The sequence below is a fragment of the Agrobacterium sp. ST15.13.013 genome (assembly GCF_027956525.1).
Taxonomy (GTDB): domain Bacteria; phylum Pseudomonadota; class Alphaproteobacteria; order Rhizobiales; family Rhizobiaceae; genus Agrobacterium; species Agrobacterium salinitolerans.
In genome coordinates this window covers 16,634-36,852 of record NZ_JAQKGP010000027.1, presented here as the reverse complement: position 1 = coordinate 36,852, position 20,219 = coordinate 16,634, and the positions used below count along the sequence as shown (strand labels likewise).

Annotated in this window: 14 protein-coding genes; 3 read left to right on the top strand and 11 right to left on the bottom strand. The window is 59.7% G+C overall.

Features of this window, described 5'->3' with window-relative positions:
* Positions 1-23 precede the first annotated feature (23 nt).
* From addA to chvI, 11 genes are all read right to left on the bottom strand, one after another.
* Positions 24-3,581: a double-strand break repair helicase AddA gene (addA, locus tag PL597_RS21760; RefSeq protein WP_271366222.1), complete on the bottom strand. Its 3,558-nt coding sequence runs from the start codon at positions 3,579-3,581 to the stop codon at positions 24-26.
* The gene (gene addB, locus PL597_RS21755) at positions 3,571-6,756 is read right to left on the bottom strand and encodes a double-strand break repair protein AddB (RefSeq protein ID WP_271366221.1); all 3,186 of its coding nucleotides are present in this window, start codon (positions 6,754-6,756) and stop codon (positions 3,571-3,573) included. Before addB ends, addA begins: the two co-directional genes overlap by 11 nt.
* The gene (locus PL597_RS21750; protein ID WP_269825253.1) at positions 6,753-7,490 is read right to left on the bottom strand and encodes a nucleotidyltransferase family protein; all 738 of its coding nucleotides are present in this window, start codon (positions 7,488-7,490) and stop codon (positions 6,753-6,755) included. Before PL597_RS21750 ends, addB begins: the two co-directional genes overlap by 4 nt.
* A 16-nt stretch (positions 7,491-7,506) precedes the next feature.
* Positions 7,507-9,018: a tRNA (adenosine(37)-N6)-threonylcarbamoyltransferase complex ATPase subunit type 1 TsaE gene (gene tsaE, locus PL597_RS21745; RefSeq protein WP_271366220.1), complete on the bottom strand. Its 1,512-nt coding sequence runs from the start codon at positions 9,016-9,018 to the stop codon at positions 7,507-7,509.
* Positions 9,015-11,597 (bottom strand): sensor histidine kinase, encoded by a 2,583-nt coding sequence (locus PL597_RS21740; RefSeq protein WP_271366219.1) that lies wholly within the window; start codon positions 11,595-11,597, stop codon positions 9,015-9,017. Before PL597_RS21740 ends, tsaE begins: the two co-directional genes overlap by 4 nt.
* A 208-nt stretch (positions 11,598-11,805) precedes the next feature.
* On the bottom strand, positions 11,806-13,206 hold the full coding sequence (gene ahcY / locus PL597_RS21735) for an adenosylhomocysteinase (RefSeq protein WP_077983695.1): 1,401 nt from the start codon (positions 13,204-13,206) through the stop codon (positions 11,806-11,808).
* 127 nt (positions 13,207-13,333) lie between these two features.
* On the bottom strand, positions 13,334-13,609 hold the full coding sequence (locus PL597_RS21730) for an HPr family phosphocarrier protein (RefSeq protein WP_003521181.1): 276 nt from the start codon (positions 13,607-13,609) through the stop codon (positions 13,334-13,336).
* 11 nt (positions 13,610-13,620) lie between these two features.
* A complete protein-coding gene (locus PL597_RS21725) occupies positions 13,621-14,022 on the bottom strand; it encodes a PTS sugar transporter subunit IIA (protein ID WP_003505374.1) in 402 nt (133 codons plus the stop codon).
* Positions 14,023-14,147: 125 nt separating this feature from the next.
* Positions 14,148-14,612, bottom strand: a complete 465-nt coding sequence (locus PL597_RS21720; protein WP_269825250.1) for an HPr kinase/phosphorylase — start codon at positions 14,610-14,612, stop codon at positions 14,148-14,150.
* The gene (gene chvG / locus PL597_RS21715) at positions 14,602-16,392 is read right to left on the bottom strand and encodes a two-component system sensor histidine kinase ChvG (RefSeq protein ID WP_142912869.1); all 1,791 of its coding nucleotides are present in this window, start codon (positions 16,390-16,392) and stop codon (positions 14,602-14,604) included. Before chvG ends, PL597_RS21720 begins: the two co-directional genes overlap by 11 nt.
* A gap of 57 nt (positions 16,393-16,449) precedes the next feature.
* Positions 16,450-17,175, bottom strand: coding sequence for a two-component system response regulator ChvI (gene chvI / locus PL597_RS21710; RefSeq protein ID WP_003505377.1), 726 nt, complete (start codon positions 17,173-17,175; stop codon positions 16,450-16,452).
* Positions 17,176-17,514: 339 nt separating this feature from the next.
* On the opposite strand from chvI, the gene PL597_RS21705 reads away from it, so the two are divergent.
* From PL597_RS21705 to lysM, 3 genes are all read left to right on the top strand, one after another.
* Positions 17,515-19,125, top strand: a complete 1,611-nt coding sequence (locus PL597_RS21705) for a phosphoenolpyruvate carboxykinase (protein WP_230060831.1) — start codon at positions 17,515-17,517, stop codon at positions 19,123-19,125.
* 111 nt (positions 19,126-19,236) lie between these two features.
* Positions 19,237-19,671 carry an alternative ribosome rescue aminoacyl-tRNA hydrolase ArfB gene (arfB, locus tag PL597_RS21700; RefSeq protein WP_269825248.1) on the top strand — a complete coding sequence of 145 codons (435 nt, stop codon included), beginning with the start codon at positions 19,237-19,239 and terminating at the stop codon, positions 19,669-19,671.
* 75 nt (positions 19,672-19,746) lie between these two features.
* Positions 19,747-20,196 carry a peptidoglycan-binding protein LysM gene (lysM, locus tag PL597_RS21695; protein WP_080792060.1) on the top strand — a complete coding sequence of 150 codons (450 nt, stop codon included), beginning with the start codon at positions 19,747-19,749 and terminating at the stop codon, positions 20,194-20,196.
* Positions 20,197-20,219: the final 23 nt, after the last annotated feature.

Sequence of the window (20,219 nt, the reverse complement as noted above, 5' to 3'; positions counted from 1 at the left end):
CGAAATTTCAATGCCCCGGTATCTCACTTTGTCTTTATTGCGGCAAGTGCCTCCGCCATGGCATCGTCACCAACCCGCACGAAAGCGGCATTTTCCGTATAGATCAGCGCGCAGACAAATTCCTTGCCGGGATAAAGCGGTGCAAGAATTTCGCGATAGATCGCAAGCTGCGCGGTGTGGGAGAAAGGTATCTCGCGTGACGTGCGCGGCGGAACCCGGTTTGTCTTGTAGTCGACCAGAATGACCCGATCACCGTCTACCGCCAGCCTGTCGATGCGGCCGGAGACGGCATAGTGCTGCCGGCCGAGGGTCATCGTGCCCATGATCGACACTTCCGCACGGCTGTTGGCGGAAAAGGCCGGCTGCACCGCCGGTTCGGAGAGAACCCGCAAAACCGCCTGGATCAAATGTTCGCGCTCACTGGCAGGCCAGAAACGCGCTGCACGTTCGGCATAACGTCGGGCTGCCTCTTCCCGCTCGCTTTCCGCAAAATCCGGCAGGGCTTGCAGCATGCGATGCACCAGCTTGCCCCTTTGCAGGGCAAGGCTGGAAGCTTCCGTTTTTTCCCCGAACAGTGGTGAACGCACGGCCAGATCGTCCGCGCCGTCATCAATGATGGTGCCCGCACCCGATGGGCTGAGCGGCCTTGGCAGGGAGGGCAGGGCAGGCAGGGGTGCAAGAAGGCCTAGCGGAAGCTTGTGGTCTTCTTCCTGCTGGGTTTCCGCCGGCTTCTGCGGCGCAGGTGCCTGGCGTGCTTCAGACTTGCGCCAGACAAGCCCCTGCCATTCCTCGCCATCGGCACTGAACAGTTGCGGCTGGCAATGATCCTGATTCTCCGCAAGCGCCGCCTTGACGATGGCGTGCCAACATTCAGGGTTTTCTTTCTGGCCGCGATAACCACAGACGACAAGATGATCGGCGGCGCGCGTCATCGCCACATAAAGCAGCCGTCGATATTCGTCTTCCGCTGCCGTTTTCAGGCGTTCTTCGTCCGAGCGAATGAGGTGGTTGGAAAAGCCGCTGCCGGGCAGCCAGACCGGGAAGGCGTCTTCAATCGCTTCCACGAAGCGCAGTTTCGGCACATGGCTGTGGTTGAAGGCTTTCGAGCCGCCATCCACCACAAAAACCACCGGTGCTTCCAGCCCCTTGGAGGCGTGCACGGTCATGATGCGCACTTCGCCGCGATCCTTGTCCTGCTCGCGCTTCACTTCCGGTGAATCGGTTTCCAGGACGGAAAGAAAGGCCTGAAGGCCGGGCAGGCCAGTTCTTTCGTAATCCAGCGCAAAGGACAGGAACTCGTCGAGAACGTCGCTCGCTTCGTTGCCAAGCCGTCCAAGGAATTTTTTGCGTCCGTCATGCAGGGTCAGAACAGCCGCGAAAAAATCATGCACTGTGGCGGTTTTCGACAGTGAAACAAAATGCCGAAGTTTGTCGGTGACGATGGATAAACGGCTGGTTTCTTGGCCCGAAAGGACTTGCAGCCTCTGCCACACGCTCTCCGTCTCGGATCGCGTGGCGGCGATCTCGAAGACATCGTCTTCCGTCAGGTTGAAGAGCGGGCTTTTCAGCAGCGCCGCCAGCGAAAGATCATCTTCCGGCAGCACCACGAACCGGCCAAGCGCCAGAAGGTCCTGTACGGCGATATGGTCGGTCAGACGGAGGCGGTCGGCACCGGCGACGGGAATGTTCTTGCGCCGCTTCAACTCGCGGGTCAGCGCGTTGACGAAGGCGGCGCGTTTTCTGACAAGCACGAGAATGTCGCCGGCCTCGATAGCGCGCTCCACGCCTTTTTCGATGATAGTTTCGTTTCCGATCATGTCGGCAATGCGCGCGGCGATACGGCGGGCGACGATCGTGGCCGGCGCGCTTTCCCGCAGCGCATCGAAGGGGGCCGTCCAGTCTTCTTCATCCTCTGTGGTTTCCGGCGCCACCATATCCCACACTTCAACGGTGCCGGGATGGCCGGCGCGGTTGGAACGATGTTCGACTGGCTCATTATCGGCACTGAGGCCGCTCGCATTTTGCGGGATCGAGAAGACCTGATCGACGGCGGCCAGCACATCTTCAGTGGAACGGAACGAGAGCGGCAGGCGGATGCGATGAAAGGCCTGCTCCACCTGATCGACACGCCTTTGGGTCTCGTCGCGCTCCTGCGAGAACCGTTCCGGCCGGGCGCCCTGAAAGGAATAGATCGACTGTTTTTCGTCACCCACAGCAAACAGCGTCCGGCGTCCCATGCGGGCGCTTTCTCCGGTGAAGAAATCCGCCGCCAGCGACTGGATGATCGACCATTGCACCGGGCTGGTATCCTGCGCCTCGTCGACCAGAATATGGTCGATGCCCTGATCCAGCTTGTAATGCACCCACGCACCCGCCGTATCGCGGTTGAGCAGATTGGCGGCGCGCTCGATCAAGTCTTCGAAATCCAGCTGGCTGCGCTGCTTTTTCAGGTCTTCGAAATCGCCGATCAACCGTTCGGCCAGCACAAGGGCGCTTTTTGTCGCCGCTAGCATGCGCACCAGACGATAGCGATTGCGGCAGGCCACGACATGGTCGCGCGCCAGCGTCAGCGCATCGACGAGATCAGGCGCGGATTTCTGCATGCCCTTGTTGATGACGTAGGCATCCGATTTCCTTTCGCCTTTGGCTGTCAGAAGCGCCGCTTCGATGAATTCCATCCGCCGCACCGGGTCCGACTGCCGTTTTGCCTCCCGGAGCGCATAAGCGACCTCTATGACGCGTGATCCTCCCACCTCGTCAGCAAGGGTTAGATACGTATCGAGCGCAAGGCCCGAGAGGCCGGGCAGAGGCCAGAAGGCGGCCGCAGCGGTTTCTTCGGTTTCCCCATCTGCGATCTGCATCGCCTGCCGCAACCGCGCATCAATGCCGCCCGACTGTTTGGCATCGAGCAGAAAGCCACGAAGGGCACTGCGATTGGCGATGATGGCGGAAAGCAGCGATTCCAGCCCGCTTTCGTCAGCCAGATCGAGCACGTAAGCGAGCGATTGCGCCAGCTCCTCGTCCCGCTCCGTCGAAACCGCCGTCAGAAGCGAACGGCGTGCTTCGGCGAGCAGCGTTGTTGCGGCGCGGTCGTCAAGAACGGAGAAATGGCCGGCGACATTGGCCTCCAGCGGGAACTGGTGCAGCAGGGCTTCGCAGAATGCGTGGATGGTCTGGATTTTCAGCCCGCCCGGTGTTTCCAGCGCCTTGGCGAACAGCCTGCGCGCTTCGGCAAGCTTGATGCGATCCGGTACCTTGCCTTCGATGGCGGCGATGCGGTCCTTGAGATCGGAATCCGGCAAAGTTGCCCATTCCGCCAGCCGGTCGAACACGCGGCTCGACATTTCCGATGCTGCGGCCTTGGTATAGGTGAGGCACAAAATCGCCGAGGGGCGGCACCCGGCCAGAAGCAGGCGAATGACGCGCTGGGTCAAAACATGGGTCTTGCCGGAGCCGGCATTGGCCGACACCCAGGCTGAGCTTGCGGGATCGGAGGCAAGCCGCTGCCGGGCGCTGGTCCAGTCGATCCAGCTTTCAGGCGTATCGGCGAAAGGGCCAGCGTCGAAGGGATCAATCGTCATCGCCGTCTCCCGGTTCTGCCGTCGACCATTCAGAAACACGGGCGAGGTGGTCATATTCCCCGCCATAGGATTGCTGCTCTTCCGGCACCAGCCGTGAGGCGAAACCGTTTTCACCTTCGCGCAGCGAGCGCACGAATTTCGCGAGCTGGTCGATCGATTCCGTTGCCAGTTCGATAGCGGATTTCGGTGGTCTTTTGCCGCTTCGGCTGGAATGTTCGTTATTCACCTGATCGGCAAAAAATCGGTCTCCCGGTCGCAGGCGTACATAAATGAGGTTTTCGGGCGTGGGCGAACCCGTTTCGCGGAAGGCACCGCGCATCAGTGCCGCCGCTTCCAGCGCCAGCTGCGGGTCGAGCAGCGCGCGCGCCTGATTGACGGAAGGCGCAAGTCCTGTCTTGTAGTCGATAATATCCGCCTGACCGTTTGTCTTGATGTCGATGCGGTCGGCGATCCCAGTCAGCCTTATGCCCGCTTCGGCAATTTCCTGCCCGGCGCGAGCCTCGTAGAAGCTGTGGCGAATGGATGGATGACGTTCTTTTTCCCAATCGATGAAGGCGCGGGCCACCGCCGCAAAACGCGGACGCCAGATGACATCCACATGCACAGGCAGGTTTTCCGCGTCGAAACAGTCGTCGAGAATGCGTTGCATCGCCTCAAGCGAGGCCGGTGTGCCGGGAATATGCCCCTCACGGGAATAGCGCTCGATAATCCCGTGATAGAGCGTGCCGCGATCGGCGGCGTTCGGATCGCGATTGAAGGGGGCGAGCGGGTCCAGCTTCAGGATGCGCCGCGCATAGATTGAATAGGGATCGCGGCGCAGACGTCCCACTTCACTGAAGGAGTAGCTCTTCGGCTGCAGATCGGCCGGCGGTTTGGGGGCAGGGCGCTTTGCCGTTTCCTGATTGATGTTTTCATCCATCAGACCCGCCCAATGGCGATAGGTCTCGCCGCGCTTCCTCAGTTGTTCGGCGAAATTTTCGCCGCCCAGCGCCAGCAGCCGTTGCAGCCAGCGGGAGGCGACGGCCGGGGTGGAGCCCTGCCTCAGCGCCCGGGTGTAAAAGATTTGCCGGGTACCGTTCGCCATCTCGAAGTCATGCGCGAGCTGTCCGATGCGCCGTTCCGGCGGCTCCAGCCCGATGGCGGTCTTCATGCTGCGGGACAGGAACGGATTGTTCGCCGTCTGGCCGGGCCAGAGCCCTTCGTTGAGACCGCCGATGACGACGGTGTCGACGCTTTGCAGCCGTGCCTCCAGCGCGCCGAAGATGAAAATGCGCGGATGGCGCATGGATCGTGGCTTGATCGATTCGCCTGCCACCAGCGCTGCAAAAATATCGATCCATTGCGGCCCGTCGGCGTCGAGGATCTCGCCACTCTCCATCAGTTCGGCAAAGAGGCTTGAGAGTTTGTCTCCCGCCTCGCCGGACCACAATGCAGCCAGATCATTGCCGTCGTCGGCACAGATGGCCTCGATTACCCGCCCCGTTCGCTCCGCCCAGTCGGAAAGCGGCAATTTGTCGGTGAAGGCGCGGCCGGAGCGGTCACGACGAATGAAGGCGGAGCCGAGTGGCTCCGTGGCAATGGCGATCCGCCGCGCGAGATCACGGGCCGCATCGACACTTCCCTCCGGCAGCGCCACCCGCCATGCGGGCGGGTGCCGGTCATCACGCTGTGCAAGGAGTTGCGTATCGAGAACCACCTCGAGATTGCCTATTTCCGTTTCGACACGGCCGCCGCGCAGCGCGATCAGCTCCAGCGCTTTGGAGGCTCTGATAAAAGCATCGCCGGAAAGCCCGAAGCGGGCGAGGGGATGCTTTAGAAGCGAAATGATCGGCACCGGGTCTCCGGGCCTGAGAATGGCTTCCAGCGCGAGTTGCGTCAGTCCTGCCTGCGGCGTGGCCGAAAGCGGCGTACCGGCCGAATCGTCTGCCTCGATGCCAAAACGTTGCAACTCTGTCGCGACCCGCCGCGCCAGTCCGCGGTCGGGCGTTATCAGCGCCGCCTGAGAGGGTCGTTCAGGCCCCGGAGCCTCCAGCGCCAGCCGGAGCGCCACCGCGATGGCGGTTGCCTCTTCACGCTCATTGGCGGCCTCGATCAATGTGGCCGCCGCGAAGGCTTCGTCGAAAAAGCCGGGTTCCCTGTCTTCGCGCCAACGGTTCCAGTCGCTTGTGGATTTGGCGGGCGCGAGTGCGGTCGAAAACACCGCCGCCCGTTTTTCCAGATCACGATCAAGAGCGCCGATCTGAACCACGTCGTCCCTGAGCATGCCGAGCTTCTGCAGCAGCATATAAAGCCCATATTGCGAGTGCGTGCGGCTCGAAGGATCGGTGGGGTCCTCGGCAATCGCCTGCCATTGCTCTTCGGGCATGGCAAGATCGAGTCCCGGCAGCACGACCGTACCTTGCGGCAGGGCGGCAACGGCGGCGATGAGATCGGCGGCGGCCGGAATGGAGCCCGTGGAGCCGGCCACGATGATCGGCCCCGTGTCCGGCAAATTGGCAAGCCGGTCCGCTTCCGCTCGCAGGATGGCGTTGCGATGCCGGCCTGCGGAGGAACGGTTGAGTTCGGCAAGCCGCGCCGGCCAGAAGACGCTGGCGATCTTCAGGAAGTCCGCCGTCAGCTGCCACCATTGCGCATGTTCGCCGGTATCGAGATGCTGAAGCGTCTCCCAGTCCTTTTCTTCGGTATCCATGGCATCGATCACCTCGCCGAGCGCCCGCGCGAGCCAGATGGCATCCGCGGGGCTGGCAGGGGCGACGAGCGGTGAATCCGAATGGATCGCCCGGATGGCGTCAGGCAGGCTGTTGCGCCAGGCGAGTATGAGGCGTGCCAGTTCGATCAGCCGGCCGGTGCCGGAAATCGGCGGCGCCAGATCCATGATCTCAGGATTTTCGATATCGAAGAAACCGCTATCGTCATCCGTTTCACCAAGAGGCCGGATCAGCGGCAGAATGGCGGATCGGCCGCCCAGAAGATCGACGAATTCGGAGCGCAGCACGCGCGCAGAGCGCCGCGTCGGCACATAGATCGTCACGCTCGCAAGCGAAAGAGGATCGGTCGGATCATATCTATAGCCTGATGTCAGCCGCCCGTCACACAGCGTTTCCGCGAGCGTTTTGAGGAACGGTGTTCCCGCAGCGATCGTCAGGACGCGCTTTGCGTGATGGGTGAGCGTCATGCGAAACGTTTTTCCCTGAATTGCCGGATGATGCTTTCCGCATCGTCAATTGCATCAGGCGTTCCCACGGTAATCCAGTGGCCATCCAGCGACAGCCCGAAAAGCCGGTCTTTTTCAATGGCGCGGTCGAAATAGATATTGAGGTTGAAAGCGTCCGCCGGCGCATCGTCAAGCAGCCGCGAATCCATGGCGATGGCGCCGGCATAAACCACCGGGTTAGCGTCACCGTCGCGATAGCGAGCCAGCTTTCCGTCGTCGGCTAGGTCGAAATCCCTCTTGCCGTTGTGGCCGGTGGTGCGATCCATGTCGACACAGAGCAGGGCCATGTCCATGCGGGCCGTGTCAAAGAATTGCGCAAGCTTTCGCAGATTGCTGACGGCGTTCAATTGCTCGCCGATCCAGAAAAGATCGGCGTTCATGACAAAAACCGGGCCGGGCTTCAGAAGCTTCAGGCCCTTGGCCAGCCCGCCGCCGGAATTCATCAGCTCCGACCGTTCGTCGGAAATCAGGATTTCGGCGTCTGCGCGGTTTTCGAGATGGGCGATCATCTGTTCGGCATGGTGATGCACATTGACGACGATGGTTTCAGTCCCGGCTTCGACAAGGGCGTCGAGCGCGTAATCGATCATCGGCTTGCCGGCGATTTTCACAAGCGGCTTTGGGATCGTATCGGTGATCGGGCGCATCCGTGTGCCAAGCCCGGCGGCCAGCACCATCGCGTTTTTGATCGTCATCGTGGTCAACCGTCTTTCAGTTGTCGAATTCCATGCCCATGCGCAAGCACCAGTCCTTGAGCGGCGCGAGTTCCGGATGCGAAAGCGCTGCACTGAGATAACGGAACGTCCTCGGCATATGTTTCATATAACCGGGTTTCTTGTCCCGTTCCAACAGCCTCACCCAGATGCCTGCAAGCTTGCAGTTGCGCTGCGCCGACATGATGGCGAAAGCCTTGAGGAATGTGGTCTCATCGAAAGCGGGCGTCGCTTTTCTGCTATCGAGATAATGCGAAAGCAGGCGTGTCTGCAATTCGGGAGAGATGGTAACCCGCGCATCCTGCACGATGGAAGCGAGATCATAGGCGGTGGGGCCAATCATCGCATCCTGAAAATCGATCAGGCCGACCTGACGGATGCCGCTGTTCTGCGCCTGCCAGAGAATGTTCGGCGAATGGAAGTCACGCAGCAGAAGCCCCGTCTCGCAGCCGGCCAGCGCATCGATCAGGCCGTCCCAGATGGCGTAATAGTCCTGTTTCTCGCCATCGGTAAGCGCTCCGCCGCGTTTATGGGGCAGATACCATTCCACCAGCAGCGAGACTTCGATCTTCATCGCCTGCCGGTCGAAGGGAGGAATGTCGTAGGTGCTGCCATCGCGCATCGGCAGCAATGCCGGGGGTGGTGTCTGGTGAAGAGTGGCGAGACAGGCGACACTTTGAAGATAACGCTCTTCTATCGGTGTGCCGTCGGCAGCCAGCACACCCTCCCGTCCGAGGTCCTCCAGAAGGAGAATGCCCTGATCGATATCCGCAGCCAGAATCTCCGGCGCGCAGAAACCAGTGTTTCGCAGATAGTCGCCGATCGCCACAAAGGAGCGGGCATCCTGGGCAAGATGGGCGATTTCCGCATAGGTCTTGCCATCCGCAACGATCGCGCCTCTCATGGGGCGGCGCCAGTCCATCAGAATAAGCTTGGGACCATCGGTGGAAATCGTCTCGTAGGCGCGTGTGGAGGCATCGCCATTCAGAAAACGGCGGGTCGCACCCCCTCTGTCATTTTTCGCCAGGAATTCACGAATGGCGAAAACACGGTCGAGCCGTGCTTTTTGTTGTGCGGGAGCCTCTATTACGGCCACGCGGCCTTCGCCCGAATGCGTCAGCCGCAGGGTGATCGTCTGCTCCGGCGGCAGAACCTCTGCGGCGATATCCGGCCACTCGATCAGGCAGATACCCTCCTCCAGCATTTCATCGATGCCGAGTTCATCCAGCTCCGAAACATCCGAAAGCCGGTAGAGATCGAGATGGGCGACGGGGATGCGGGCGTCATAAGTCTGGATGATGGTGAAGGTGGGGCTCGGAACCTCAAGATCGGGTTCATCCGCCATCGCCCGGATGAAGGCGCGGGCGAGCGTGGATTTGCCGGCGCCGAGATCGCCGATCAGCGCCAGGCAATCGCCGGGTTTCAGGGCCAAGGCTAGGTCTTCACCGAGCCTTATGGTGTCTCTTTCTCCCGCCAGCGAAATGGTGATCGGCAAGATGTCTTGGCTCATTCTGCGGCGATGGAGTGCGGCCGTGTGGCGGAGGGAATGCGGCAGGTGACGATGGTGCCGTTGCCGGGGCGGCTGTCGATGCTGACGGTGCCATGATGCAGGCTGACGAAGCTTTCGACGATGGAAAGGCCAAGCCCCGCACCGGTTCGCCGTCCGCCATTGCCACGCGTCGCAAAGCGGTCGAACACGCTCTTCAGCATGTCTTCGGGAATGCCCGGTCCCTTATCCGCAACGGAGAATACGAAGTCACCCTCGCTGCGCTGGCAGGAGAGCTGCACGGGGGAACCTTCGGGTGCGAAGTTGATCGCATTGGTCAGGAGCTTGATGAGAATCTGCTTCAACCGCTGGTGGTCGGCCACGAGACTGCCGAGATGGGCAGGCGCGACGATCTCGAGCGAAATACCGCTTTCCTGCAGCCGGTCGGCGATCTGCACCGAAACATCGTCGAGCAGCTCGTTCAGATCATTATCCGAATAGTTGAGCTGCATGATGCCGGCATCGACGGTCGCGAGATCGAGAATATCGTTGACGATGGTCAGGAGAACCGAGGACGAGGTGGAAATATGGTCGAGATACTCCGCCTGCCGTTCCGTCAATTGGCCGATGCCGGGTGTCTTCAGGAGATCGGTGAAGCCGATGATATTGGTCAGTGGCGAGCGCAACTCGTAGGAAACATGCTGCACGAAATCGTTCTTCAGCTCGTCCGCCTTCAGAAGCGCGTCGTTCTTTTCCTTGAGCGCCCGCTCGGCGCGCACGCTGTCCGTCATGTTGACGAAGGTCAGCATTGTCTGCGCATCCGGCAGCGGAATGATCGCATAATCGAGCACGAGGCCGGAAAGCAGTTCCAGCGTGCCCTGCCGCGACGGCCGTTCGTCATCGAAGCTGGTGATGAACTGGCTGAAGGCGCGCCAGCCGTCCGGTCCGTCATAGGATTGGGCGCAGGCGGTTTCGATGGCGCGAATATGCGTGCCCGTTTCCGCCTCATCGGCCGTCACGCCCCAGAGCGCCCGGAATGCCGGGTTGGACAGGCGAATGCGCCCGTCTGCACCGAATACGGCGACACCTTCTGCCAGATGGTCGATGGTTTCGCCCTGCACCTTGACCAAGGTGTTGTAGCGCATCTGAAGATCGACCTGCTCGGTCAGATTCTCGAAAACCCAGGTCGCGCCACCCTGCGGATGCGCGGTGGCGATGACCCGCAAGGTCTGGCCATTGGGCAGGTGCCACAGATCCGTCTTGGTATCGAGCGAACGGTAGACGGAAAGCGCCGTCTCCTTCCAATTCTTCCAGTTCAGCTGCTCCGGCAATTTGCCGGCGGTACGCAGCCTGTCCAGAAGTTCGGAATTATCAGGGCTGGATTCGAGGAAAACGAGATCGAGACCCCACAGAGCCGCGAAAGCCTGATTGTAGAATTGCAGCCGCTGCCGGCCGTCGAAAATGGCGACGGGCGTCGCCAGATGATCGAGCGTTTCGGCGTGGCTTTTCAAAACTCGCTTGAGTTCCTCGCTGATGGTTTCCGCTTCGGTGGCATCGATGGCGATCCCGGCAGACCCGCCCGCCGTTTTTATGTCGACGACGTCGAAGAAGCTGCGGTTACCGGAAACGACGGTCGAAATGCGATCATGATAGGGCGATTCCGGTGTCGCAGCCGCGCGTATCTTCTGTCGTGTAACCGTGTTCAGAAGTTCGCGCTTTTCCTGAACGGCCTGCCCGGCATCACGCGCATCCACCGCATGGGCGTAAGCGTGGTTGACCCAGGTGAGTTCACCTTCGCCATTGCGACGCCAGACGGGCTGTTCGATGGAATCGAGAAGTTCCTGAAATGTCGATACGGAGGCAAGTAGACGCTCGCGCTCGACCTGCAATTCCGCGAGTTCAGCGCGCAGATTGTTGAGCGCGATGAAGCGCGCAAAGGCATTACCGCCGGATACACGTCCCTGAACTTCAATCACTTCGCCGCGCTGCGTCTCGATGGTCAGATCGAAGCTCTGGGCGTGGCTGCGCAGTTTCTCGATGGATTTTTCAAGCTGGCTTGCGGATGCCGGCTTCAGCCAGCGGCCGAATGCCAGAAAATCCTGGTCCGCTTGCGGCACACCGGTCTCGGCTGGTAGCTGGCCCAGAAATTCCGGACGTTTGTCCGCACCGTCCCAGATGACAATGCGGCGGCTCTTGTCGGAAATCAGCGCCTCGTATTTCGCGATCTTGTGGTGGGACTGCGCAAGCGCCTGTCGGTATTCGCTGCTTTCCGCCTCGATATTACCGCGCTGGCGCACCAGCCAGACAACAGAAAACAGCGTTGCCGAAAGCATGCCGACGAAAAGCGAATAGGTGATGGTTTCTCCGGATGAGAACAGCCGCGCGCCGGTCTTTGCCACAATGCCGTCCTGCGCCATCGCAACGGTTGTCGAGCCGGCGAGAACCGTGCCCGAAAGCAGGATAGGCAGCCTCGCAAAGCCTGTCTGAACCGCACTGGCGACCTGCCGGCAACGCGCAAGAGCCGCACTCAATGCCACGCCCGCATGCGTGTTTTCAAGGCGTTGAACTGTCTGCTTGCGCAGATCCGAATTTTGAACCGTCATCCCCGGTCTGTCTCCGTCCTATGTGCCGCATCTTCGACAAGACATCCCATTTCGTCCCCGCCGCCCTTTGGCGTGTCCGAATCAAGTCTGATGACAATACCGTCTTCATAAATCTGCGGGAAGTGAGCGCGCAAAAAAGATGCCGTGCGCTTTGTCAAGCGCACGGCATCTAGATATTGTGTAATTTCAGTGGATATTAACTATGAAATTAATATCTGTAGTGTTCCGCCTTGAACGGACCTTCCTTCGAGATGCCGATATAATCTGCCTGAAGGTCGGAAAGTTCGGTCAGGCGCACGCCAAGCTTCTCGAGATGAAGGCGCGCGACCTTCTCGTCGAGGTGCTTGGGAAGCACGTAAACTTCATTCTTGTATTCGCCCTGCTTGGTGAAGAGCTCAATCTGGCCCAGCACCTGGTTGGTGAAGGAGGCCGACATGACGAAGGACGGGTGACCGGTGGCGTTGCCGAGGTTCAGCAGGCGGCCTTCGGACAGAAGAATGATGCGGTTGCCCTTCGGGAACTCGATCATGTCGACCTGCGGCTTGATGTTCGTCCACTTCAGGTTACGCAGCGAGGCGACCTGAATTTCATTGTCGAAGTGGCCGATATTGCCGACGATCGCCATGTCCTTCATCTCGCGCATATGCTCGATGCGGATCACGTCCTTATTGCCTGTCGTGGTGATGAAGATGTCAGCGGAAGAGACGACGTCTTCCAGGCGAACGACCTCAAAACCGTCCATGGCGGCCTGAAGCGCGCAGATCGGGTCGATTTCGGTCACCTTCACGCGGGCGCCAGCGCCCTGCAACGAGGCTGCGGAACCCTTGCCAACGTCGCCATAACCGCAGACCACGGCAACCTTGCCGGCCATCATCACATCGGTTGCGCGGCGAATGCCGTCGACGAGAGATTCCTTGCAGCCATACTTGTTGTCGAACTTCGACTTGGTGACGCTGTCATTGACGTTGATCGCGGGGAAGGGCAGCAGGCCCTTCTTGCTGAGATCGTAGAGACGGTGAACGCCGGTCGTCGTTTCTTCGGTGACACCCTTCAGCGCGTCGCGCTGCTTGGTGAACCAGCCGGGCGAAGCCTTGAGGCGCTTGTTGATCTGCGCGAAGAGGATTTCCTCTTCTTCCGAACCGGGATTGGACAGAACGTCCTCACCGGCTTCGGCGCGTGCGCCGAGCAGGATGTACATGGTGGCGTCGCCGCCGTCATCGAGGATCATGTTAGAGAGACCGCCGTCGGTCCACTGGAAGATCTTGTCGGTATATTCCCAATATTCCGTCAGGCTTTCACCCTTGACGGCGAATACCGGAATGCCGGCTGCTGCAATGGCTGCCGCCGCATGGTCTTGCGTCGAGAAGATGTTGCAAGAGGCCCAGCGAATCTCCGCGCCCAGTTCCTTCAGCGTCTCGATGAGAACGCCGGTCTGGATCGTCATGTGAAGAGAACCGGTAATACGTGCGCCCTTCAGGGGTTTGCTTTCACCGAATTCCTTGCGGCAGGACATCAGGCCCGGCATTTCGGTTTCGGCGATGTCCAGCTCCTTGCGGCCGAATGCGGCAAGGTTGATATCGGCGACGATGTAGTCCTTCTCAAGGCTCATAAGGTTCTCCAGATCAGAAACGCCGCGCCTCACAGCCCGGCTTTTAAACGTAGCTGCGGTTTAGCAGGCCACGAACGATCTGGCAATGATGATATAAAGAAGTCTTTATGTCTTTATATGTGCCGGCTCAGGCTTCTTCGCCGAAGCGGTCGGCGACCAGCGCCTCCAGTGCTTCCAGCGCTTCTTTCGCCTGATTGCCGCTTGCCTCGACATAAACGCTGCAGCCGGGGCTGGCCGCCAGCATCATCAGGCCCATGATGGAGGTGCCGCCAACGGTCATGCCATCCTTGGAAACCGTGATCGTCGCGTCGAAACCTTCAACCATCTGTACGAATTTGGCAGAAGCCCGGGCGTGGAGACCGCGTTTATTGATGATCGGTAGTTCCCGGGAGAATGGCGACATGGGCTGACTTCTCACTTGCCGCTTAAAACGCGGCTGGCGACGTTGATATATTTGCGGCCGGCATCGGATGCATCCTGAAGTGCCTTGTCCATATTATCTTCGCTGCGAACGCCGGCAAGCTTGATCAGCATGGGAAGATTGACCCCTGCGATGACTTCGACATTGCCGTTATTCATGACGGAAATCGCAAGATTGGAGGGCGTGCCGCCGAACATGTCCGTCAGAATGATGACGCCGTTGCCGTCATTGGCGCGCGCAACAGCGTCGATGATATCCTGCCGGCGCTGATCCATGTCGTCTTCGGGACCGATACAAACCGTCTCGATCAATTTCTGGGGACCGACGACATGCTCCAACGCATGGCGAAACTCCTCAGCCAGCTTGCCATGGGTGACAAGCACTAGTCCGATCATGAAATGCTCCCTTGCACACGCACTCTCATTGCCGACTATCGCAACGCGGCAATCCTGTCCATCGGTGGGATTTCATCTTGATGAGGAAAATGCGAATCGCAAGCCTAAAATCGCCCGAATCATCGTCACTTCACATTCGTTTTAAAAAGATTCTGAGCAAGTGCAGCAAATTTTCCATAGGGCGTCAGGCTGGAAAGCGGAATGCGCAGAAGCCGGATATGCCCGCCGCAGGGCAGGGAAAACCTCTCGTCATCTTCGGGAAGTCTTGGATTTGTCCCTGAAAGAACTGTCGTGACGGCAAAATGTAGTGGAGCGCGCGCAACGCTTCTGATGGAAACGATGCCGCTGCCGCGCAATTCCAGCAGGCCGGCGATGGCGTCCGGCCGCTCGCCAATGATGTTGTCGCCATCGCGATACACGAAAATCTGATCGTCCGCGATCAGCGCCGCCGGCAATCCGCAGCGTTCGGCCTCCGTTAGAAAGCTGAAGGCAAGTTCGCTTTTGCCGCTGCCCGACGGTCCGACGAAAAGAATGCCGGTGTTTTGAACGGTGATGGCGGTGGCGTGCAGGTTGAAGCGTTCAGCGGTCATGGGTTTCGGCCGCCGGCAGCGACAGGGTGAAGCGCGCGCCGGAAATCACGCCATATTTGTCGACTACGTTCTCCGCCCGCAGACTGCCACCATGGGCTTCCGCGATCTGGCGGCTGATGGAAAGGCCAAGGCCGGAATTCTGTCCGAACCCTTCGCTCGCCGGCCGGTCTGTGTAGAAGCGCTCGAAAATCCGGTCGATGTCTTCTGCCTGAATGCCGGGCCCGTTGTCCTCCACCTGCACGATGCAACGATCCTTTTGACGGGAGAGGCGCACGGTAATGCGGCCGCTTTCCTCGGCAACGAAGGATCGCGCATTCTCGATGAGGTTGGTGACGATCTGACCGATACGCAGATCGTGACCATTCACCACGAAGGAGGTCTTTGCGCCCGCTTTCCGGTCGATGACATAGTCGATCGTCACACTTTTCTTCTTGGTGCTTATCTGGCGGGATATATCCACCAGACCCTTCATCAGCACATCGAGATCGAGCGGAGAGGCGTCGGCGCGCGCCAGTTCGGCATCGAGCCGCGACGCATCCGAAATGTCGCTGATCAGGCGGTCGAGACGGCGCACATCGTGGAAGATGATTTCGGTCAGGCGCTGTTTGGACTCTTCGGTCTTGGCGCGCGGCAGGGTTTCCACGGCGCTGCGCAGCGAGGTCAGCGGGTTCTTGAGCTCATGGCTGACATCGGCGGCGAAGCTTTCGATGGCGTCGATACGGTCGTAAAGCGCCGTCGTCATTTCACGCAACGCAATCGAAAGATTGCCGATCTCATCCTGACGCGCCGAGAAATCCGGTATTTCCTCGCGGGTTCTCGCCCCGCGGCGCACGCGGATTGCAGCCGCCGAAAGCCGCCGAAGCGGCGTGGCGATGGTGGAGGAGAGGAGCAGCGACAGGACGATATTGACCAGCGTCGCGATGCCGAAGACGCGCATGATGGCAAGGCGCTCCGCATGCACGATCTTGTCGATGTCGCCCGCTTGCGTAGAAAGCAGCAGAACGCCGAGCACGGCCCGGAAGCGCTGCACCGGTACGGCCACGGAAACAATCAGCTCGCCCTTTTCCGTGACACGCACGACCGCGCCGCGCACGCCGGTCAACGCATTCATCACTTCGGGATAGATCGAACCGTCGCCGCCGGGCGCTTCCTTATATTGCGGCAGGCTGCTCGGCTGCAGCATGCGGTTGAACATGCTGGTGAACCAGTCGCCCCAGCTTTGCGTCTCCGGTGTTACCGGCGGCAGGTCGAAACGCAGCACCTGACCGCGCGAATAAAGATGACGGGAATCGAGCAGGAGGTTGGCGTCGGCATCGAACAGCCGCGCACGGGTGCGCGTCGGCGAAATCAGCCGCCGCAGCACAGGTGCGACCCGCTCCGGATTGATCGGGAAACTCAAGTCCTCGTCATTGGGGGCAGGGGTGATGCTCTGCCCCGCCTGCAATTCGAGCAGCTTTTCCGGATTGATGGTGATCGAGTTGGTATCGACCGAGGCGGAAGCGGAGACAGCGCCGGCGATGATCTCGCCCTGCGTCAACAGGCTTTCCACGCGCGCGTCGATCAGCCCCTCGCGGAACTGGTTGAGATAGAGAATGCCGCCGACCAGAACCACCGTCGCCGCGACGTTGAAAAAAAGGATGCGGCGCGTGAGGCTGGAAAACACCGCATTGCCGAAGATGCGCCGGATGATCGTCAACGGATGGATACGATGGCGGCGTTCGCTGCCGCGTTCTTCGGCATCGTCACTGTCCGAGACGGTTTCCGGCGTTTTCTTCAACACGTATTCAAGTCCTCACCGCCCCTTATCGGGCGGTCCCTTCTGCGTGAGTCGGCTTCTTCAAGCCGCTTCGCGGAAGCGATATCCTACGCCATAAAGCGTTTCAATCATATCGAAGTCGCCATCGACCAGTTTGAACTTCTTGCGAAGGCGCTTGATATGGCTGTCGATGGTGCGGTCGTCCACATAGACCTGTTCGTCATAGGCGGCATCCATCAGCGCGTCGCGGCTTTTCACCACGCCCGGTCGCTGCGCCAGCGAATGCAGGATGAGGAATTCGGTGACCGTCAGCGTCACCGGCTCACCCTTCCAGGTGCAGGTGTGGCGTTCCTGGTCCATGGCGAGCTGCCCGCGCTCCAGCGTGCGCGCCTGCTGATCGGCGGTCGGCTTCAGCACGCTGCCGGTTGCAGCAGACGCTTCGCGGCTGCTGGCGCGGCGCAGGATGGCTTTGACGCGTTCCACCAGAAGACGCTGCGAGAAGGGTTTCGTGATGAAGTCGTCCGCGCCCATCTTCAGGCCGAACAATTCGTCGATCTCTTCATCCTTGGAGGTGAGGAAGATAACCGGCAGATCCGACTTCTGACGAAGACGCCGCAGAAGCTCCATGCCGTCCATGCGTGGCATCTTAATATCGAAAATGGCGAGCTGCGGCGGGCGGGCGATCAGCCCGTCAAGCGCGGAGGCGCCGTCCGTATACGTTTCGACCCGGTAGCCTTCGGCTTCGAGCGCGATCGATACCGAAGTCAGAATATTCCGGTCGTCGTCGACAAGCGCGATCGTCTGCATGTAGTTGGTCTCCATCGTCATTTTCTCGTAACTCCCGACATTCACCCAGCCAAGGTTGTGCGCCGCGAGCCACTCTCTTGAGTATAAAGGTGGAACAAATTGTGGCAAAGGAAAACTCGCCCCGAAATCGCCAGTGAGGCGGGAGCGGATTTTGCAAAAAGGCCGCAGCTGGATTTTAATGCGTCTTCAACCGATTTAAAAAGAAATAAAATCTTTTAAATCGATTAATATATTGAAATCACTAAGTTTTTTAAAGTCAGGCTCTTGCGTTTCCAAAAGCTGCCACGTATTTTCCGTGAAAATTTCAACGGCCTTATCGTCATTTACAAGGAACGCGTCATGAACGAGCTTGGGGTTCATAATCCTGCCAATGGAGTTGCGGAACTCGGACTGGGCGAGGCCTCCCGCGTCTTTTATAACCTCAACGAGAGCGAATTATACGAACACGCTATCCGCAACGGTGAAGCCGAACTGACCATCGATGGTGCGCTGCGTGCCGTCACCGGCCAGCATACGGGCCGCTCGCCCAAGGACAAATTCGTCGTTCGTGATGCTTCCACGGAAAACACAATCTGGTGGGACAACAACAAGCCGCTGTCGCCGGAAAATTTCGAGCTGCTGCGTCAGGACATGCTGGCCCATGCCGCCGGCAAGACGCTTTACGTGCAGGACCTGATCGGCGGCGCCGATGAGGAAAATGCGCTGCCGACCCGCGTCGTCACCGAGCTTGCCTGGCATTCGCTGTTCATCCGCAATCTGCTGATCCGGCCGAAGCGGGAGACGCTTTCGGGCTTCAGCCAGAAGCTCACCATCATCAACCTGCCAAGCTTCAAGGCTGATCCGGCCCGTCACGGCGTTCGCACGGAAACGGTCATCGCCTGCGATCTGACCAAGGGCCTCGTCCTCATCGGCGGCACCTCCTATGCCGGTGAAAACAAGAAGTCGGTTTTCACGGTGCTGAACTACCTGCTGCCGGCCAAAGGCGTGATGCCGATGCATTGCTCGGCCAATGTCGGTCCTGAGGGTGACTCCGCCGTGTTCTTCGGCCTCTCCGGCACCGGTAAGACCACGCTCTCCGCCGACCCGGCGCGCACGCTGATCGGCGATGACGAACATGGCTGGGGCGAACACGGCATCTTCAATTTCGAAGGCGGCTGCTACGCCAAGGCGATCAAGCTTTCGTCCGAGGCCGAGCCGGAAATCTACGCCGCGACCAATCGTTTCGGCACGGTTCTCGAAAACGTCGTGCTGGATGAAAGCCGGGTTCCCGATTTCAACGACAATTCGCTGACGGAAAACACCCGCAGCGCCTATCCGCTGCACTTCATTCCAAATGCATCGGAAACGGGCATTGCCGGCCATCCGAAGACGATCATCATGCTGACGGCAGATGCCTTCGGCGTGCTGCCGCCGATCGCGCGTCTGACGCCGGAACAGGCCATGTACCACTTCCTCTCCGGTTACACCGCCAAGGTTGCCGGTACGGAAAAGGGCGTGACCGAGCCGGAAGCCACCTTCTCCACCTGCTTCGGTGCACCCTTCATGCCGCGCCACCCGGCGGAATACGGCAATCTGCTGCGTGAGCTGATCGGCAAGCATGGCGTCGATTGCTGGCTGGTCAATACCGGCTGGACCGGCGGTGCCTATGGCATCGGCAAGCGTATGCCCATCAAGGCAACGCGCGCGCTGCTGACCGCCGCACTTACCGGCGACCTGAAGAACGCGCAATTCCGTACCGATGCGAATTTCGGTTTCGCCGTGCCGCTGTCGCTCGACGGCGTCGATGGTGCGATCCTTGATCCGCGTTCCACCTGGGCCGATGGCGCAGCTTACGACGCGCAGGCGAAGAAGCTGGTGTCGATGTTCGTTTCGAACTTCACCAAGTTCGAAGATCATGTCGACAGCAAGGTGCGCGACGCAGCGCCGGGCCTTTTGCTCGCGGCTGAATAATAAAGCCTCATTTGTGAGGAGGAGCGGACCCGGCCTTGTGCCGGGTTCTTTCGTTTGCTCCGCTGTTTTCATTTTTCGCGATCTATGGCATCACCGGCGCGGAGAGAAAACATGGCCAGCGACCCGCTTTACATCAATAACCGCATCACCATTGCCGGCTGGGAACTGACGGAGCAATTCGTGCTGGCCGGCGGGCCGGGCGGCCAGAACGTCAACAAGGTCTCGACGGCGGTTCAGCTGTTTTTCGACATTGCAAATTCGCCCTCCCTTCCGGATCGGGTAAAGACCAATGCACTGCGCCTCGGTGGCAGGCGTGTGTCGAAAGATGGTGTGCTGATGATGGAGGCAAGCCGGTTTCGCAGTCAGGAACGCAATCGCGAAGACGCCCGCGAGCGGCTGAAGGAAATGATTCTCGAAGCTGCCGCCCCTCCGCCGCCGGTGCGCAAGGCCACCAAGCCCACCAAGGGGTCGGTTGAGCGCCGCCTCAAGGCGAAGTCTGGCCGCTCCGATATCAAGAAAATGCGCGGCAAGCCCTCGGGCGAATAAGGGCCAAATGTTTCGCCCTTGTCATAGAGCTTCAAATATCGTCTGGTAAGCCTCCCTACAACCAAGGAGGGTGCTATGGGTCTGTTCAATTTCATCAAGGAAGCGGGAAAGAAGCTCGGTATCGGCGGTGACGATGCCCCTGATGTCGAAGCTGTCAAGAAGGAACTCGCTTCCCACGATCTCGGCACGGACAAGGTTCAGGTCGAAGTGGTGGACGACAAGGTCGTTCTGAAGGGCGAAGTAGCCGATCAGTCGGTTTTCGAAAAGGCGGTCATCGCGGTCGGCAATACGCTCGGCATTTCCAAGGTCGAGGCTGGCGAGCTGAAAGTGACTGACGCGCCCGCGAAAGAACCCGTCTTCTACACGGTCAAGAAGGGCGACAATCTCTGGAAGATTGCGGAAGCCCAGTATGGCAAGGCAAATGGCGCGAAGAACAACATCATCTTCGAAGCCAACAAGCCGATGCTGACGCATCCCGACAAGATTTATCCCGGACAGGTCCTGCGTATTCCTGAGCTTGCATAATAGCGGATTTAACCGCCGAAGGT

What these genes read in the sequence shown, in the direction of transcription:
- addA (WP_271366222.1), bottom strand. Translation starts at nt 3,581, where the DNA reads ATGACGATTGATCCCTTCGACGCTGGCCCTTTCGCCGATACGCCTGAA.
- addB (WP_271366221.1), bottom strand. Translation starts at nt 6,756, where the DNA reads ATGACGCTCACCCATCACGCAAAGCGCGTCCTGACGATCGCTGCGGGA.
- PL597_RS21750 (WP_269825253.1), bottom strand. Translation starts at nt 7,490, where the DNA reads ATGACGATCAAAAACGCGATGGTGCTGGCCGCCGGGCTTGGCACACGG.
- tsaE (WP_271366220.1), bottom strand. Translation starts at nt 9,018, where the DNA reads ATGAGCCAAGACATCTTGCCGATCACCATTTCGCTGGCGGGAGAAAGA.
- PL597_RS21740 (WP_271366219.1), bottom strand. Translation starts at nt 11,597, where the DNA reads ATGACGGTTCAAAATTCGGATCTGCGCAAGCAGACAGTTCAACGCCTT.
- ahcY (WP_077983695.1), bottom strand. Translation starts at nt 13,206, where the DNA reads ATGAGCCTTGAGAAGGACTACATCGTCGCCGATATCAACCTTGCCGCA.
- PL597_RS21730 (WP_003521181.1), bottom strand. Translation starts at nt 13,609, where the DNA reads ATGTCGCCATTCTCCCGGGAACTACCGATCATCAATAAACGCGGTCTC.
- PL597_RS21725 (WP_003505374.1), bottom strand. Translation starts at nt 14,022, where the DNA reads ATGATCGGACTAGTGCTTGTCACCCATGGCAAGCTGGCTGAGGAGTTT.
- PL597_RS21720 (WP_269825250.1), bottom strand. Translation starts at nt 14,612, where the DNA reads ATGACCGCTGAACGCTTCAACCTGCACGCCACCGCCATCACCGTTCAA.
- chvI (WP_003505377.1), bottom strand. Translation starts at nt 17,175, where the DNA reads ATGCAGACGATCGCGCTTGTCGACGACGACCGGAATATTCTGACTTCG.
- PL597_RS21705 (WP_230060831.1), top strand. Translation starts at nt 17,515, where the DNA reads ATGAACGAGCTTGGGGTTCATAATCCTGCCAATGGAGTTGCGGAACTC.
- arfB (WP_269825248.1), top strand. Translation starts at nt 19,237, where the DNA reads ATGGCCAGCGACCCGCTTTACATCAATAACCGCATCACCATTGCCGGC.
- lysM (WP_080792060.1), top strand. Translation starts at nt 19,747, where the DNA reads ATGGGTCTGTTCAATTTCATCAAGGAAGCGGGAAAGAAGCTCGGTATC.